This window comes from Nonomuraea spiralis, assembly GCF_014648435.1.
GTDB classification, from domain to species: domain Bacteria; phylum Actinomycetota; class Actinomycetes; order Streptosporangiales; family Streptosporangiaceae; genus Nonomuraea; species Nonomuraea spiralis.
The window spans coordinates 1-1980 of sequence record NZ_BMRC01000078.1; the positions used below are offsets into that span (position 1 = coordinate 1).

Sequence of the window (1980 nt, forward strand, 5' to 3'; positions counted from 1 at the left end):
CAGGCCGTCCAGGGCCAGGAGCAGGCCGGCGAAGCAGCCGAGCAGGGTGGAGCGGGTCATCCGGCGGGCGACCCGGGCCAGGATCAGGATCGACAACGTCCCGACGAGCACGGCCACGAACCGCCAGCCGAACGGGTTCATGCCGAACAGCCACTCGCCCACCGCGATCATCCACTTGCCCAGCGGCGGATGGGCAACGAACGAGGCGCACTCGGACGGCTCGGGACACTGGCGGAAGATGTCCAGGTTGCCGGCCATGATCCGGTGGTCGGCGACCGGGTTCTTGGCGTCGCCCAGCATGGAACGCTCGACGCCGTGCGTGAGCAGGGAGTAGGCGTCCTTCGCGTAGTAGGTCTCGTCGAAGACGACGGCCTTGGGGTCGCCGAGGCGGACGAAACGTAACAGGCCGCCGAAGAGGGCGAGGAGGAGCGGGCCCACCCAGCCCAAGAACGGCCGTCCCGTGAACGGCGGGACCAGCCGTCGCGCCGCCTCCCCCATGTGGATCACCCTATGCGTTTGTGCACCAGGTCATACAACTCCCGTCTCGGCACCCCGGCGCCCTTGGCCACGTCGGCGATGGCGGTCCTGCGCTGCTCGCCCTCGGCCACCCGGCGGTCGACCTCGGCGACCAGCTCGTCCATGTCGGGCTCCCCCGCGCCGGGCACGTGACCCGCGACGACGACGGTGATCTCGCCCTTGACGCCGCCCGCGGCCCACTCGGCCAGCTCGCCCAGCCCGCCGCGGCGCACCTCCTCGTACGTCTTGGTGAGCTCGCGGCAGACGGCGGCGGGCCGGTCGGCGCCGAACGCCCCGGCCATGGCGGCCAGCGAGTCGGCCAGCCGGTGGGGGGCCTCGAAGAAGACCATCGTGCGCTCCTCGGCGGCCAGCGCGGACAGCCGCCGGGCCCGGTCGCCGGTCTTGCGCGGCGGGAACCCCTCGAAGCAGAACCTGTCGCTGGCCAGCCCCGACACGGCCAGGGCCGTGGTGACGGCGCTCGGCCCCGGCAGCGCGGTGACCGTGATGCCGGACTCGACCGCCAGATGGGTCAGGCGGTAGCCGGGGTCGGACACCCCGGGCATCCCGGCGTCGGTGATGACCACGACCGTGCGGCCCTGTTTGAGCGCCTCGACGAGCTCTTGGGCGCGGCCCGCCTCGTTCTGGTCGTAGTAGGACACGACCCTGCCGCCGATCTCCACGCCCAGCTCGGTGGCGAGCCTGCGCAACCGCCTGGTGTCCTCCGCGGCCACCACGTCGGCGGCGGCCAGCGCCTCACGCAGCCGCGGGGATACGTCGCCCGCCTGGCCAATGGGCGCTCCGGCCAGCACCAACCTGCCTTCTCCAGTCACCCGACCATTGTGGCAGGGCATACCAATAAGACCGTGATTCTTGCAGTACCTAACGGCTTGGGGCCCGTACGATGTCCGAATGGCGGTGACCGATTCCCCGTACCAGGCCTACGACAACCCGGAGGTCGGCGAGAGCCAATCGCAGACGCGGTCCCTGCGTGACCGGGTGATCCCCCCCATGCGCGGCAGCATCCTGTGGGGGTGGGTCGGCCCGCTGCTCGTCACGCTCTTCGGCGGGATCCTGCGTTTCGTCAACCTGGGCCATCCCCGATCCGTGGTCTTCGACGAGACCTACTACATGAAGGACGCCTTCTCCCTGATCACCTGGGGCGTCGAGCGCGTCACGATCAAGGACGCCGACAAGGCCATCCTGGCCGGGAACAACAACATCTGGCAGTCCTGCACACAGGAAACCCTCGACAAGTGCGCCTCCTACGTGGTGCACCCGCCGCTGGGCAAGTGGATGATCGGCTCCGGCGAGTGGCTGTTCGGGCTCAACCCGTTCGGCTGGCGCTTCGCCTCGGCGGTGATCGGGACGTTGTCGATCCTGATCCTGGCCCGGGTCGCCCGCCGGATGACCCGCTCCACCCTGCTCGGCTGCTTCGCCGGCCTGCTCCTGGCCCTGGACGGCCTG

General features: G+C 70.4%; 3 protein-coding genes. 1 reads left to right on the forward strand and 2 read right to left on the reverse strand.

Annotation, left to right across the window (positions count from 1 at the left end):
* Both IEZ27_RS53360 and rsmI read right to left on the reverse strand, forming a co-directional pair.
* A partial coding sequence (locus IEZ27_RS53360) for a glycosyltransferase family 39 protein (protein ID WP_189654309.1) occupies positions 1 to 498 on the reverse strand: 498 nt, incomplete at its 3' end.
* 5 nt (positions 499 to 503) lie between these two features.
* Positions 504 to 1346, reverse strand: a complete 843-nt coding sequence (gene rsmI, locus IEZ27_RS53365; RefSeq protein ID WP_229825349.1) for a 16S rRNA (cytidine(1402)-2'-O)-methyltransferase — start codon at positions 1344 to 1346, stop codon at positions 504 to 506.
* 79 nt (positions 1347 to 1425) lie between these two features.
* On the opposite strand from rsmI, the gene IEZ27_RS53370 reads away from it, so the two are divergent.
* The coding region (locus IEZ27_RS53370) for a glycosyltransferase family 39 protein (RefSeq protein WP_189654311.1) at positions 1426 to 1980 on the forward strand (555 nt) is incomplete at its 3' end.